Below are 13,710 nucleotides of genomic sequence, written 5' to 3' on the forward strand. Positions count from 1 at the left end.
TCGTCGGCATGGAACTGCACGGAATCCACGTACCACTGGTCACCCCCTTCGAGGCGGACGGCACGCTCGCCGTCGCCGCCCTGGCCGGGCTGGCCCGGGAGGTCCTGGCCGACGGCGCGGCCGGGCTGGTCGCACTGGGCACCACCGCCGAGGTGGCCACCCTGGACGAGGCCGAGCGGCACACCGTCGTCGAGGTGTGTGCCAGGGCCGCTGCCGAGTACGGCGCCACCCTCACTGTCGGCACCGGCGGCAACGACACCCGGCGCACCGCCGAGGCGCTGGCCGGGCTGGCCGGGGTCGCCGACGCCGCGCTGGTCACCGTGCCCGCCTTCACCCGGCCGGGCGAGGCCGGAGCACTGGCGCACTTCGAGGCGCTGACCGCCGCGAGCCCGGTGCCGCTGATCGTGTATCACATCCCGTACCGGACCGGTCAGGCGCTGGGCGCCGCCGCGCTGCGGCGGATCGGCGCCCTGCCGAAGGTGGCGGGGGTGAAGTACGCGGTCGGTGGGATCGACCAGGACACGGTGCAGCTGATGGCCGACCTGCCGGACGGGTTCGCGGTGCTGGCCGGGGACGACCCCTTCCTCGCGCCGCTGCTGGCACTCGGCGCGACCGGCGGCATGTTGGCCTCGGCGCACCTGGCCACCGGCCGGTTCGCCGAGTTCGCCGACGGCCGGGGGCCGCGCGAGCTGGGCCACCGGCTCGCCCGGCTCTCGATCGCGGCCTTCGCGGAGCCCAACCCCACCGTGATCAAGGGCGTCCTGCACGCCCAGGGCCGCATCCCCACCCCGGACGTCCGCCTCCCGCTGCTGCCCGCAGGACCGGAGTCGGTCGACGCCGCACTGGCCGCGCTGGCGGAGCTGACGGCCTGACAGGCGCAGCCGGTCGGATTCTTGTGCCGTGAGCGGCCCGGCACCGGCGAATCGGGGGCCGCGTGTGGCGCGGGCCGCCGGATTTCCGTCCCAGGCCGCCGACGGCCGGTCCACGACCCGTTCACCCACTGGAATGCCGTACCGCCCGTACCGCCCGACCAGGCATGATGGGCGGAGTGTGCGGTTCTGATCGAGCACAACACAGGAGGAGTAACCCGATGAAGATCGGCATCGTGGGCGCCACCGGCCAGGTCGGTGGAGTGGTGCGCAGCATTCTGGCGGAGCGCGAGTTCCCCGTGACGGAGCTGCGGCTGTTCGCCTCGGCGCGGTCGGCGGGAAAGACGCTGCCGTGGCAGGACGGCGAGGTCACCGTCGAGGACGCGGAGACCGCCGACTACTCCGGCCTGGACATCGTGATCTTCTCCGCCGGTGGCTCGACCTCCAGGGCGCTGGCCCCCAAGGTCGCCGCCGCCGGCGCGGTCGTGATCGACAACTCCTCGGCCTGGCGCCGTGACCCCGAGGTCCCGCTGGTGGTCTCCGAGGTCAACCCGGAGGCGACCGCGAACCGTCCCAAGGGCATCATCGCCAACCCGAACTGCACCACGATGGCCGCGATGCCGGTGCTGCGCCCGCTGCACGACGAGGCCGGTCTGACCGCCCTGGTCGCTACCACCTACCAGGCCGTCTCGGGCTCCGGCCTGGCCGGTGTCGCCGAGCTGCACCGGCAGGCGTGCGAGATCGCGGAGCGGGCCGACCAGCTGGCCTTCGACGGCGAGGCCGTCAAGGCCACCGACCCGGGCGTGTACCAGCGGCCGATCGCCTTCAACGTGGTGCCGCTCGCGGGCAACCTGGTGGACGACGGCTCGTTCGAGACCGACGAGGAGCAGAAGCTCCGCAACGAGTCCCGCAAGATCCTGGAGATCCCGGACCTCAAGGTCTCCGGCACCTGCGTGCGCGTCCCGGTCTTCTCCGGCCACTCGCTCCAGGTGAACGCCCGCTTCGCCAACCCGATCAGCGTCGAGCGCGCGTACGAGCTGCTCGCCAAGGCCCCGGGCGTCGAGCTGTCCGAGATCCCGACCCCGCTCCAGGCGGCCGGCAAGGACCCCTCGTACGTCGGCCGGATCCGGGTGGACGAGACGGTGGAGAACGGCCTCGCGCTCTTCCTCTCCAACGACAACCTGCGCAAGGGCGCCGCACTGAACGCGGTGCAGATCGCCGAGCTGGTCGCGGCCGAGCTGGCCGAGCTCAGGGGCTGACGCCCCGTCGCCTGCCGGTGGGCCGCGGTGCCCACCGGCAGGTGAGGGCCGCCGCACGGTTCACCGGCCGACCCGGGGGTAAAGAGTGCCCACCGGCGGTACTCGCCCTGACCGTCGGGACGTCGGCGGCCGTGCGGGCCCCCACATCCTTCCCCGCGCGGTGCGGCCCTCCGGAGGGAAGTGGTGTGGAGTGGACCGGTGCGTCGTCCTGGTGGACGCGGGGTACCTGCTGGGTGCGGCGGCCAACCTGCTCGCGGGGGATCCCGTCCGGGCCCGGCTGACGGTGGATCACGCCGCACTGGCCACCGCGCTGGCCGAACGGGCCGAGGCGGAGACCGGGCTGCCACTGCTGCGGATCTACTGGTTCGACGCCGCCCCCGACCGCCGCTCGCTGCCCGAACACCGCCGACTGCGCACGCTGCCCCGGGTCACCGTCCGGCTCGGCGCGCTCACCCGGGCCGAGGGCCGCTGGGTGCAGAAGGGCGTGGACGCCGCGATGCACGCCGAACTCACCGAGCTGGCCCACAACCGGGCCTGCGCCGACCTGGTGCTGCTCAGCGGCGACGGCGACCTGCTGCCCGGCATGGTCTGCGCCAAGGAGCACGGCGTGGTCGTGCACCTCTGGGCGGTCCAGCCGGTGGACGGTGACTTCAACCAGTCCGAGGACCTGGTCGCGGAGGCCGACGAACGGCGGGTGCTGGACCGCGCCTTCGTCGAGAGATGGGCCCAGCTCCGGGAGCCCGGACCGGCACCCGTACCGGCGGTGCACACCCCCGGGCTCCGGGTCGTCCCCACCCCCAGGGACCTGGCCACCCGCCCGGCCCCCACTGTCCCGCCCGCCCTGGTGCTGCGCTGGTCCTCCGCCAGGACCACCCCCGTGCCGCCCACCCTGGCCGAGGTCACCAGCCCCGAGCAGCGCTGGGCCGACCGCGAGGAGGACAGCGCCGCCGTCCCCGGCGACGCCCGGCAGATCGGTGCCGTGTTCGGCCGCCGCTGGCTGTCCCGGCTGCACCGGGACACCGAACTGCTCCCGCTCTGGGCCGACCACCCCCGCATTCCGCACCGGCTGGACGCCGAACTGCTGCGCTACGCCGCTCGGTTCGGCCTGCTGGCGGCCAAGGACGACCAGATCGACGAGCAGGACAGGTACGCCATCCGGGCGGGCTTCTGGGAGGCCTTCGCCGAGCGCGTCCCCCGCCCGGACCTGGCGGTCGCCCGGGAGTGACCCCGCCCGGCGGAGTCGAAACAACCCCCTTGTCCGGTTCCTCCGGGCCAGCGCGTAGAGTCTTCGACCGTGAGCGACACCGACCGGCGGGCAGCACGGCCCACGCCGCAGGGCGACCTCGGCGGACCCGGCCTCCACCCCTCCGGGCAGTGCTGCACCGTACGAGACCTCGCCAAGACGTACCGCAGCAAGGACGGCGAGATCCGGGCCAACGACGGCATCGCGCTGGACATCCGGCGCGGTGAGGTCTTCGGCCTGCTCGGGCCCAACGGCGCGGGCAAGTCCACCCTGGTCCGCCAGCTCACCGGGCTGCTCCGGCCGGACCGGGGCTCGATCGACATCCTCGGGCACGACATCGTCCGGCACCCGGAGCTGGCCGCCCGGCTGCTCGGCTACCTGGGCCAGGAGTCCACCGCGCTGGACGAGCTCACCGTCGCGATGGCGGCCGAGACCACCGGACGGCTGCGCGGCCTGACCCGGGCGCAGGCCCGGAGCGCGGGAGCCGACGTCCTCACCGAACTCGGCCTGACCGCGATCGCCGGCCGCCCGCTCGCCAAGCTCTCCGGCGGCCAGCGCCGACTGGCCTGCTTCGCCGCCGTGCTGGTGGGGGAGCGGCCGCTGCTGGTGCTGGACGAACCCACCACGGGGATGGACCCGGTGGCCCGCCGGGCGGTCTGGTCCGCACTCGACCGGCGCCGGGCCGAGCACGGCACCACCGTGCTGCTGGTCACCCACAACGTGATCGAGGCGGAGACCGTGCTCGACCGGGTCGCGGTGGTGGACGAGGGCCGGATCATCGCCTGCGACACCCCCGGCGGCCTCAAGGCCCTGGTGGACGGCGACGTCCGGCTCGACCTGGTCTGGCGCACCGAGGCTCCGCTCGACGTCCCGGCCGTCGCCCGGCTGGCCGAACGGGCGGTCCGTTCCGGCCGCCGCTGGACCGTCAGGACCAGCCCCGAACACGCCCGCGAACTGGTCGCGGCCGTCACCACGGGCCCCGCCTTCGCGGCCCTGGACGACTTCACCCTGGCCACCCCGAGCCTGGAGGACGCGTACCTCAAGCTCGGCGGCCGGCACGAGGGGCTGGCGAAGTGAGCCCCACCGAGACCCGGAAGGCCGACGCGGTGGCCCTGCTCGACCCGCCCCTGGCCCCCGCCCGGACGACGGCCCCCGTGCCGCTCGCCCCGGCGGCCCGGCTGCTGCCCTCGCTGGCCGCCGTCTACCGGGCCCAGCTGACGCGGGCCAAGGTGGCCCGGATCCCGCTGCTGTTCGTGGCCACCTTCCAGTCGCTCGGCATCCTGCTGATGATGCGCGGCGTGGTCGACCCCGGGGACCTGCCCGCCGCCCGCTCGGTGGTGGCCGGCTCCAGCGTGCTGGTGGTCGCCTTCGTGGCGCTCAACCTGCTGGCCCAGTACTTCGGCCGACTGCGGGCCACCGGCGGCCTGGACCACTACGCGACCCTGCCGGTCCGCCCGGCCGCCGTGGTGCTCGGCGCCGCCGCCGCGTACGCCTCCTTCACCGTGCCCGGTGCGCTGGTCACCGCCGGGGTCGGGGCCTGGATGTTCTCGCTGCCCTTCGGCCACCTCTGGGTGCTGCTCGCGGTCGTCCCGCTCGCGGGCGCGGCGCTCGCCGGGATCGGTGCGGCCTGCGGGCTGCTGGCGCCGCGGCAGGAGATCGCCACCCTGCTCGGCCAGCTCGGCATGTCCGCGGCGCTGCTGCTCGGCGTGCTGCCGGTCGGCCAGCTGCCCGGCTTCGTCCGGCTGCTGCGCGACCTGCTGCCCTCCACCTACGGGGTGGAGGCCTTCGCGGAGAGCTTCGCCGGTGCACCCGACTGGGCGGCCGTCCTCGGTGACCTGACGGTCTGCGGCGCGGTCGGCCTGGTCTCGCTGGCGATCGCCACCTGGGCCTACCGCCGGGCCGCCACCCGCTGAGACCGCCGGGTGTTCGACCCCGGAGCCGCCGGTCGTGAAACGATGGCCCGGTGACCGTACCGAACACTCCTGCGGATTCCGTCCCCGAGCCGCCCCGGGACGGCGTCCCGGCGTACCCCGCTCAGCCGGACCCGTACCTGCCGCCGCCGGTGCCCGCCCGCGAGCGGCCTCCGCTCGGGCCCGAGCTCCGGATCGGCGCGCTGACCACCCTCGCCGGGGTGGCGTCCGGGGCACTGGTCGGCCTGCTCTGGCTGTGGCTGGCACCCCGGGTGATGCTGGTGGCCGGCAGCGACGCCATCCGGTACGTCGACCCCGAGGGCGAGCAGCGGGCCGGTGCCGACGGCACCTTCGCCCTGCTGGCGCTCGGCGCCGGTGCGCTCTCCGCCCTGGCGGCCTTCCTGCTGACCCGCCGTCGCGGCGGCGGCATCGCCGTCGCGGGTGGCCTGGCGCTGGGCGGCCTGACCGGTTCGGTCCTGGCCTGGCAACTCGGCATCCGCCTCGGTCCAGGCACCGACGTGATCGCCAACGCCAAGCACGCCGGCCAGGGCGTCAAGTTCAGCGCCGCCCTCGAACTGGGTGCCCACGGTGCCCTGCTGGTCTGGCCGATGACCGCGATGGTCGTCCTGCTCGCCCTCTCGGCCGCCTTCGGCAAGCGCGAACAGGACCCCCCGCCGTACTGGGCCGGGCCCCAGTGGCAGCAGCCCCAGGGCTAGGGCCTGTCCGGCGGATCTTGCCGGCGCCCGACGCCGGATCATCCCGTCGGGACGCACGCCCGAATCGCCCAAGTACGTCCAGTACGAGGCCGACTCGGGCGCACGCCCAGCCGGGCGCCCGACGCCGCGCGCTGATCCGACAAGATCCCCCGTACAGGCCCTAGGTGTACTCGGCCGACACGTTGATGACAGGTGGCGTCGGTACTTGATCATGGAGGGACCTCCGGGCGTAGTGGAGTTTGCCGTCTTCACTCACCTCGGAGGTCCTGGTGGCCCACGCTAATGCCCGGCTGACCTTTCACGGCAGATGCCTGCTGGTCCGCCGTGTCGTACTCGACGAACGTCCGGTCGCGCACGTCGCGAAGGAGCTCGGTGTCTCACGCCAGTGCGCCCACCGTTGGGTCAACCGGTACCGGGCGGAGGGCTGGAACGGTCTGCACGACCGGACCAGCCGCCCGCACCACTGTCCCGCACGCACCTCGCCCGCGGTCGAAAGACGCGTACTGAAGGCCCGCCACCAGTTGCGGGTGGGCCCGGGCTTCCTGGCCGAGCAGACCGGTGTCCCGGCCCGGACGGTCAGCAGGATCCTGCGCCGCCACAACGTGCCGCCACTGTCCGCCTGCGACCCGCTGACCGGTGAAGTCATCCGTGCCACCCGGGCAGGCGGGCGGCGTTACGAGCACGCCGGCCCCGGCGACATGATCCACATCGACGTCAAGAAGCTCGGGAAGATCCCGGACGGCGGCGGCCACCGCGCCCACGGCCGCGGCGAACGCCCCCGCGCCCTGCGCGGCCTGGGCTACGACTACGTCCACGCCGCCGTCGACGACCACTCCCGCCTCGCCTACGCCGAGGTCCTGCCCGACGAGAAGGGCGCCACCTGCGCCGGCTTCCTCACCCGCGCCGCCACGTTCTTCCAGGCACACGGCATCACCCGGATCGAACGCGTGATGACCGACAACGCCAAGAACTACCGGATCTCGCACGACTTCCAAGCCGCGTGCCGGGAACTCGGCGCACGCCAGAAGTTCACCCGCCCGCACTGCCCATGGACCAACGGCAAGGTCGAGCGCTTCAACCGCACCCTGCAGACCGAATGGGCCTACCGGCAGGTCTTCACCAGCAACACCCAACGCACCCGCGCACTCGCACCCTGGCTCGACTTCTACAACACTCGACGTCGACACACCGCGCTCGGCGGCCAGCCACCGATCAGCCGACTGTCACCAACCTCATGACCGAGTACACCTAGGCCCTGTACGGGCGGCTGCGGTCCGCACGGGTGAACCCCGCGGCGTGCCGGTCGACCCGGGTGGCCGCTCCCGGGCCGGGTCGGCAGGGTGGGCCTCGGCCCTGTCGCCCGTCTCCCCTGGAGGACCGCATGCTCGGCACCGACTTCCGTACCGGGTCGCCCAACTGGCTCGACCTCGGCAGCCCCGACCTCGACGCCGCTACCGCGTTCTACGGTGCGGTCTTCGGCTGGAACTTCGTCTCCGCCGGACCGGACACCGGTGGCTACGGGTTCTTCCAGATCGACGGGAAGACCGTCGCCGCGCTCGGCCCGCTCACCGAGGAGGGGGCGGCTTCCGCCTGGATGGTGCACTTCTGCACCGACGACGTCCGGTCCACCGTCGAGGCCGTCATGGCGGGCGGGGGACAGGTCCGGATGGAGCCCATGGACGTGATGGGCGAGGGCCGGCTGGCGCAGGTGACCGACCCGCAGGGCGCCCAGTTCGCCCTCTGGCAGCCCGGCAGGACCGCCGGTCTCGGGCTCACCTCCGCCCCGAACGCGCTGCTCTGGGTCGAGCTGCACGTACCGGACCCGGTCGGCGGCATCGCCTTCTACGAGGGCGTGTTCGGCTGGCGCAGCCGGGAGATGCAGGCGCCCGGGATGACGTACCGGGTGCTGAGCGTCCGGGACGGTGACCAGGAGGACGCCTCCTTCGGCGGCGTGGCCCCGCTCGGCGACGGCGCGGGCAGCGGGAGCGAGCGGTCCCGCTGGGTGCCGTACTTCTACGCGGAGGACGTCGACGGCGCCGTAGCGGTGGCCACGGCGAACGGCGGCTCGGTCCTGATGCCGGCGGCGGACGTCCCCGAGGTGGGCCGGATCTCCTGGCTCGCCGACCCCGCCGGGGCGCCCTTCGCGCTGCTGAAGCCCGACCCGCGGATGTGACGCTCGGCCGCCGGAGCCGTCCTCGGCTGCACCGTCCGGCGGCCCGACCGGATCTCCCGGCCGGGCCGCCCCTGGGTGCCGGGTGTTCCCGACGCGGGGTCAGACCAGCTGCGGGCCGAAGCCGTAGCACCAGGGCTGGAAGCCGGCGGGGCCGTCACCCAGCGCGTTGAGCGTCAGCTCCATGGTGGGCTCGTCGTCGAACAGGCCGACGTGGCCGACCCGGTCGAACCAGCACTTGTCCTGGAGCACGGTGTTGGTGACGTTGCTCCCGCTCAGCACCTGTGAGCTGTAGGGCGTGACCACCTCGTCGTACCGGGTGGCGATCACGGTGTACTTCGGGCCGGCCGGGACGGTGTTGCCGTCCGACCACAGCTGCTTCGTGTAGTCGCTGTACACCTGCTGGTCCAGGACGCCCGGGAACTGGGCCACCTGCGACACACCGGTGGCGAAGCCGAGCAGGTTCAGCTGGTCGGCGAGCTCGACGATGCCGTTCAGGGTGGTGCCGTGCGAGCTGGGTGCCAGGCCGACGTAGTGCGCGACCTTCGGTGCGCCGCCCATCTTCTTGATCCACCAGATCGGGACGCTGCCGCCCTGCGAGTGGCCGACGACGTCGACCTTCGCCGCGCCGGTGGCGGTCCTGACCCGGTTGACGAAGCCGTCCAGTTCGACGGCCGAGGCGGTGATCGATCCTAGGCCGCCGACCCGGTCCAGCGAGAGGGCGGTGAAGCCGTAGTTCAGCGCGAAGACGCAGTAGCCGTTGTTCTTCAGCCGCGGCGAGAGCCTGACGAAGTTCGCGCCGATGTTGGCGAAGGTGCCCGGCAGCAGGATCACCGGGTTGGGGTGCTGGGCGGTGGGCTTGCAGGACCAGTCGTTGGCACCGGCGACCGCGCCCGGGCTGGCGACGTAGTTGACCACCGCCTGGGCGAGTCCGCCCTCGGGCAGCTGGGACGCCTGGGCGGTGCCGGAACCGCCCATGACCAGGGCGGCGGACAGACCGAACGCGGTGAGGGCGAGTCCGGTGCGGGAGAGTCTTGCGCGTACCGAGGTGCGGGGAGTGCGCAGGGGGATGCGCATGGGGGCCTCCACGAGGATCGGATGATGAACTGCGTTTCTTCACACCATCGTTACTTGCCGGTAACGTGGGCTCGGTCCATGATGTCGGCGAGGCCGTCCGGAAAAATACTGGTAGGCCACCAGACTTTCGTGCCCGCCGACTGTGACCGGTCACAACGACGGCCCCGGCGAGAGAGGTGGCCCGCCGTGCCCCGACCGGACCCGCGCCCCGTGCGCACCGCCGACGGTGAACCCCTGCACGCGCTGGTCACCCGCCGCGCACCCGAGCTGGCCCGCCGTGCCACCGCGGTCCTGGTGGAGACCGTCCCGTTCTACCGGCTGCTCCCGCGCGAGGCGGTGGAGGGCGAGATCACCGCGATCGTCGAGACCAACACGCGGATGATGGCCGAGGCCCTGCGCACCGGCGCCCCGGTCCCCGCCGAACGCCTGGAGGCCATCGGCCGCTCGGCGGCCAGACGCGCCGAGGAGGGCGTGCCGCTGGAGGAGGTCCTGCGTGCCTACCACGTCGGGATGCGGTTCATCTGGGAGGAGGTCCGGGGCGACCTCGCCGACCTGGAGGACGTGCGTACCGTCGTCGGGGTCCTGCTGGAGTTCCTGTCCACGCTGTCGGCGGTCATCGTGGCGGACTACGTGCGCGAACGCGAGGCCATGGCGGCCTCCCGGCAGGGGGCCCAGCACCGCCTGGTGACCGCCCTGCTGTCCGGGGAGTCGGCCGAGCAGACCGCGATCAGCACCGGTCTGCCGCTGGCCGCCGGCTACGAGGTGCTGGCCCTGGGCTTCCACCCGGACCCCGAGGACGCCGCCGGAAACGCCACCCTGGGCCATGGACAGCGGGCCCCCGGCGGTCAGGGCGTGGCCGACGCCGACGTCCGCACCGCGATCGTCAGCCGCCGCAGGATCCGGGCCCTCACCTCGGCTCTCGATCGGCACACGGCCGGGACGAAGCTCCACCTGCTCGACGGATTCGGCGGCCTGGTGCTGATCCCCGGTGCCCAGAACACGGCCACCCTGGAACGGCTGCACCGGGATCTGACGGTCGCGGCCGGCCTCGGCCTGACCGTCGCGGCCACCGTCGCCGCCACCGCCGAGGTGCCCTCGGCGACCCGGCTGGCCCGCGAGGTGCTGCGCATCGTCCGACTGACCGGACGTCCCCCCGGCGTCTACCGGCTGGAGGACGTCGTGCTCGAGTACCAGCTCGCCCAGCCGACCGAGGCGAACCACCGGCTCGCGGCGCTGCTGGACCCGATCGCCGCGCACGGCGAACTCCTGCTCACCCTGCGCCTGCACCTGGCCAACGAGCTCAACCGCAGGCACACCGCCGCCGACCTGCACGTCCACCCCAACACGGTGGACTACCGGCTGCGCCGCATCGCCCGCTTGACCGGGCTCGACCCGGCCGTGCCGTCCGCCCAGCGGCAGTTGGACGCGGCCCTCACCGCCCGCCTGCTGAGCACCCCGCCGGTGGTGGTCAACGGCCGACCGGTGCCACCGATGCCCCGGTGAGCGCGACCAGGTCGGCCGGGGCCAGCTCGACCTCCAGGCCGCGGCGGCCCGCCGATACGTACACGGTCGGGTGGTCGAGGGCGGTGACGTCCACGACGGTCGGCAGCGGACGGCGCTGGCCGAGCGGCGAGATGCCGCCGAGCACGTAGCCGCTGCTGCGCTCGGCCGCCGCCGGGTCGGCCATCGCGGCCCGCTTGCCGCCGACCGCCTGGGCCAGCGCCTTGAGGTCGAGCTGCCCGGAGACCGGCACCACGCCGACCGTCAGCCTGCCGTCCACCTCGGCGACCAGGGTCTTGAACACCCGCTCGGCCTGGATGCCGAGCAGCTCGGCCGCCTCCCCGCCGTACGAGGCGGCGGCCGGGTCGTGCTGGTACGCGTGCACGGTGAACGCCACCCCGGCCGCCTCCAGGGTCACCGTCGCGGGCGTACCGCCGCCGCGCTGCTGCTTCTTCGCCATCGTGCTGAGCCTCCGTCAGTTCGGGCTGAACGACTGCCGGGTCAGGTCCACCCCGGGCAGCGAGGGCAGCCAGGCCAGCACCGCGCTCTCCCGGCGCAGCAGCTCCAGCTCGCTGGTGAGGCGCTGCGCGGTGTCGGGGCAGGCCAGCAGTGCCTGCTTCACCGGCGTGGGCAGCACCGCGGCGGCCGCCACCAGGTAGGACAGCACCTGGGGATCGTCCGGCAGTTCGTGCTGCCCGGTCAGACTCACCTCGCGGGCCCCGGCCAGTCGCTTCTGGTACGCCCGGAAGGCCCGTTCCACCCCCGCGGCCAGCGCGCCCGCGCCCTCGCCGGTCCGCTCCTCGATCGGCTCGGTCTCGCCGACCAGGTACGGCCCGGTCACGTCGACCGAACGGAGCCAGAACCGGGTGGTCCCGGTCACCAGCAGCTCGTACTGGCCGTCCGGCTGCTCCTGCACCGAGGCCACGTCCGCCACGCACCCGATGTGGTGCAGCGCCTCCAGCGGATCCCCGGTCACCGTCCCGAGCCCGTCCAGCGGCCCGGCGGGACCGTCGTTCTCCCGGACCGGCGCGACCTCCCGCCCGTCCTTGATCGCCAGCACCCCGAACCGCCGGGGCCGGTCCTCCGGCTGGGCCACCAGGTCGCCCACCAGCCGCCGGTACCTCTCCTCGAAGACGTGCATGGGCAGCACCAGGCCCGGATACAGGACCGTGTTGAGGGGGAAGATCGGCAGCCGTTCAGTCACGGCGCACAGCGTAGTTCAGGACCGGCCGCCGCTGTCCCGATTACCCGTCAGGTGCGGACCCGCTCAACCGCGCTGGAGCATCCGGGTCGCACCCGCCACCACGGTGGTGGCGAGCACCCAGCCGGAGAGGACCAGGGCTGCCACCACGAACTGGCCGGTGCGGTCGGGGTTCCAGCCGTCCGTGCCGAGGTTGACCACCGGGAGGACCTTGCTGAGGGCGTAGAGGGGCGCGTTCCAGGTGGGTCGCTCGTCGGCCTTCAGCGGGGCCGGCTCGTGGGCGGAGAAGTACAGGGCACCGACCGCCCAGGCCAGCACCAGCCAGAGCGCGGCGCGCCCAGGGCGGTAGCCGTAGCCGACGGCGGCGTCCTGGAGCAGGCCCCAGAGGCGGCCGGGCAGCGGCAGGGTGGAGCGTCGGCGCCGGTGCTTGGCGTACAGCACCTCGCGGGCGTCCTCGTCCCGGCCGTCCCGGCGCAGGGCGGTGGCCAGCTGCTCGTACGGCTCCGGCTGGTACTCGCCGAGGGAGTTCTCCAGCCAGTCGATCCGCTGCCGGACGCTGAACGGCCGGTCGGGGCGGAGCGACTCGTAGGTGAAGCCGGTCAGCCGGACGTGGCCGCCCTTGGGCCAGCTGTCGGGGTTGTCGACCAGGTTGCCGACCCGGGCCCGGGAGAGGGCGACCCGGCCGGTGGGCGGGGTGTGGCAGGTGAAGCGGAACTCCGGGGTCTGGACGCGGCGCAGCGCGAGCTCCTGGGTGCCGGACAGGTGGAACTCGGCGTGGGTGATGAGCAGCGCGTTGTCGAAGCGCCCGTCCACCAGACGCACTCCGCCGTACGCGCGCAGCGGCGTGCTGGGGGAGTCGACCGGGACCGGGGCGCCGTAGCCCTCGCCGTAGATGGTCTGGGAGCCCGCCCAGCCGCCGTCCAGCGAGCCGCCCAGGTACATCGTGTTGCCGACCGAGATATGGGCCAGGTTCAGGCAGTACCGGTCGGGACCGGCCGCCCGGAGCTGGGCACCGCGGAGCGAGAAGCGGCCGCCGATCCGGCCCGTGCGCAGGCTCAGCTCGCCGTGCACGTCGATCCGTTCGGCCTCGAAGTCCTGTTGCACCGTCAGGCCGTCGGCGGCGAAGGCCCGGCCGTAGCGGTCGCTGCCGACGGTGGCCTGGTTGAGCAGCAGATCGGTGCCGATCTTGGCGTCGGTGAGCCGCATGCCGAACGGGACCACGCAGCGCGCCAGGTGCAGGTCACCCTCGGTGGCCAGCCGGGACGCCTCGATCCGGGGTATCCAGCAGCGGATCATCCGGACGGTGCCCGCCTGCGCCTCGGACATCAGGATCTTCTTCTCGAAGCGGCAGTCGTGCAGCTCGATGTAGTGCGAGATCCGGCCCCCGGCCAGCAGCAGCGCGCCGGTGACATAGGCGCCGCTGAGCTTGAGCGCGGCGACCCGTCCGGGTGCCGGGTCGGGCCCGTGCAGCAGCAGGGTGGCCAGTACCTCCGCGCGGACGGAGCGCTCGGCCGGCCAGTCGACCGGGCCGCTCACCGCGTCCACCGCGTCGTCGAAGCTGCGCAGGTCGTAGACCTCGCCCTGCCGGAACGCCTCCCAGAGCCCCTGCTCGACCGGCGTCCAGTCCTCCGGCGGCTGCTGCACCGCTGCCTCCCCCAAGATCTTAGGACCGACCGGCACATGGTGGCCGGGTGAAGGAGCGGCGTTGGGGCCCCTTCACCCGGCCACCATGTGCCGGTCGGTCCTGAACTGTCTCGCCTTTCGT

The 13,710-nt window shown here is 73.5% G+C and carries 13 protein-coding genes; 9 read left to right on the plus strand and 4 right to left on the minus strand.

Annotated elements, in window-relative coordinates; translation table 11 throughout:
- Window positions 1-8: 8 nt before the first annotated feature.
- The 8 genes from ACKUU6_RS24750 (at window position 9) to ACKUU6_RS24785 (ending at window position 8,170) form a co-directional block, all read left to right on the plus strand.
- A complete protein-coding gene (locus ACKUU6_RS24750) occupies window positions 9-872 on the plus strand; it encodes a dihydrodipicolinate synthase family protein (protein ID WP_407990762.1) in 864 nt (287 codons plus the stop codon).
- Window positions 873-1,090: 218 nt separating this feature from the next.
- A complete protein-coding gene (locus tag ACKUU6_RS24755; RefSeq protein ID WP_407990763.1) occupies window positions 1,091-2,128 on the plus strand; it encodes an aspartate-semialdehyde dehydrogenase in 1,038 nt (345 codons plus the stop codon).
- Window positions 2,129-2,318: 190 nt separating this feature from the next.
- On the plus strand, window positions 2,319-3,353 hold the full coding sequence (locus tag ACKUU6_RS24760; protein WP_407990764.1) for an NYN domain-containing protein: 1,035 nt from the start codon (window positions 2,319-2,321) through the stop codon (window positions 3,351-3,353).
- Between the two features lie 201 nt (window positions 3,354-3,554).
- Window positions 3,555-4,448, plus strand: coding sequence for an ABC transporter ATP-binding protein (locus ACKUU6_RS24765; RefSeq protein ID WP_407992227.1), 894 nt, complete (start codon window positions 3,555-3,557; stop codon window positions 4,446-4,448).
- 29 nt (window positions 4,449-4,477) lie between these two features.
- A complete protein-coding gene (locus ACKUU6_RS24770; protein WP_407992228.1) occupies window positions 4,478-5,284 on the plus strand; it encodes an ABC transporter permease in 807 nt (268 codons plus the stop codon).
- A 50-nt stretch (window positions 5,285-5,334) separates the two neighbouring features.
- A complete protein-coding gene (locus ACKUU6_RS24775) occupies window positions 5,335-5,997 on the plus strand; it encodes a hypothetical protein (protein WP_407990765.1) in 663 nt (220 codons plus the stop codon).
- Window positions 5,998-6,266: 269 nt separating this feature from the next.
- Window positions 6,267-7,235: an IS481 family transposase gene (locus ACKUU6_RS24780; protein WP_407988834.1), complete on the plus strand. Its 969-nt coding sequence runs from the start codon at window positions 6,267-6,269 to the stop codon at window positions 7,233-7,235.
- A gap of 143 nt (window positions 7,236-7,378) precedes the next feature.
- The gene (locus ACKUU6_RS24785) at window positions 7,379-8,170 is read left to right on the plus strand and encodes a VOC family protein (protein WP_407990766.1); all 792 of its coding nucleotides are present in this window, start codon (window positions 7,379-7,381) and stop codon (window positions 8,168-8,170) included.
- Between the two features lie 99 nt (window positions 8,171-8,269).
- Here the strand turns inward: ACKUU6_RS24785 and ACKUU6_RS24790 are convergent, their stop codons facing one another.
- Entirely contained in the window at window positions 8,270-9,244 is a 975-nt protein-coding gene (locus ACKUU6_RS24790; RefSeq protein WP_407990767.1) for an esterase/lipase family protein, read from the minus strand.
- A gap of 186 nt (window positions 9,245-9,430) precedes the next feature.
- Here ACKUU6_RS24790 and ACKUU6_RS24795 point away from each other — a divergent pair, with 186 nt between their 5' ends.
- Window positions 9,431-10,747 carry a PucR family transcriptional regulator gene (locus ACKUU6_RS24795; protein ID WP_407990768.1) on the plus strand — a complete coding sequence of 439 codons (1,317 nt, stop codon included), beginning with the start codon at window positions 9,431-9,433 and terminating at the stop codon, window positions 10,745-10,747.
- Here ACKUU6_RS24795 and ybaK read toward each other — a convergent pair.
- The 3 genes from ybaK to ACKUU6_RS24810 all read right to left on the minus strand — a co-directional run bounded on the left by ybaK (window position 10,713) and on the right by ACKUU6_RS24810 (window position 13,589).
- Window positions 10,713-11,204: a Cys-tRNA(Pro) deacylase gene (gene ybaK, locus ACKUU6_RS24800; RefSeq protein WP_407990769.1), complete on the minus strand. Its 492-nt coding sequence runs from the start codon at window positions 11,202-11,204 to the stop codon at window positions 10,713-10,715. The two genes, ACKUU6_RS24795 and ybaK, sit on opposite strands and share 35 nt — an antisense overlap.
- Window positions 11,205-11,219: 15 nt before the next feature.
- Window positions 11,220-11,948 (minus strand): LON peptidase substrate-binding domain-containing protein, encoded by a 729-nt coding sequence (locus tag ACKUU6_RS24805; RefSeq protein WP_407990770.1) that lies wholly within the window; start codon window positions 11,946-11,948, stop codon window positions 11,220-11,222.
- A gap of 63 nt (window positions 11,949-12,011) precedes the next feature.
- Window positions 12,012-13,589: an oxidoreductase gene (locus tag ACKUU6_RS24810; protein ID WP_407990771.1), complete on the minus strand. Its 1,578-nt coding sequence runs from the start codon at window positions 13,587-13,589 to the stop codon at window positions 12,012-12,014.
- Between the last annotated feature and the right edge of the window lie 121 nt (window positions 13,590-13,710).

This window comes from Kitasatospora sp. CMC57 (assembly GCF_045866025.2).
Classification (GTDB): Bacteria; Actinomycetota; Actinomycetes; order Streptomycetales; family Streptomycetaceae; genus Kitasatospora.